The sequence below is a fragment of the Gracilibacillus marinus genome (assembly GCF_042651725.1).
GTDB classification, from domain to species: Bacteria; Bacillota; Bacilli; order Bacillales; family Amphibacillaceae; genus Gracilibacillus; species Gracilibacillus marinus.
In genome coordinates this window covers 1-549 of the sequence record NZ_JBHSDV010000014.1, presented here as the reverse complement: position 1 = coordinate 549, position 549 = coordinate 1, and the positions used below count along the sequence as shown (strand labels likewise).

The following is a 549-nucleotide window of genomic DNA, read 5'->3' as shown; positions in this document are numbered from 1 at the left end:
GTGCTCCCGTGGCTTCCATCTCCATCAGTTGTCCCTCCTGCTCAGCTACTGAAGGCGTGGTGCGTAACGGTAAAAGTACTGCCGGACATCAGCGCTATCTCTGCTCTCACTGCCGTAAAACATGGCAACTGCAGTTCACTTACACCGCTTCTCAACCCGGTACACACCAGAAAATCATTGATATGGCCATGAATGGCGTTGGATGCCGGGCAACCGCCCGCATTATGGGCGTTGGCCTCAACACGATTTTCCGCCATTTAAAAAACTCAGGCCGCAGTCGGTAACCTCGCGCATACAGCCGGGCAGTGACGTCATCGTCTGCGCGGAAATGGACGAACAGTGGGGATACGTCGGGGCTAAATCGCGCCAGCGCTGGCTGTTTTACGCGTATGACAGGATACGGAGGACGGTTGTGGCGCACGTCTTCGGTGAACGCACTCTGGCCACACTGGAGCGTCTTCTGAGCTTGCTGTCGGCCTTTGAGGTCGTGGTATGGATGACGGATGGCTGGCCGCTGTATGAATCCCGCCTGAAGGGAAAGCTGCACGT

At 56.5% G+C, this 549-nt stretch carries 1 pseudogene; it reads left to right on the top strand.

Features of this window, described 5'->3' with window-relative positions:
- Positions 1-8: 8 nt before the first annotated feature.
- Positions 9-549 (top strand): annotated as a pseudogene (locus ACFOZ1_RS16465) (IS1 family transposase); the annotation flags it as partial.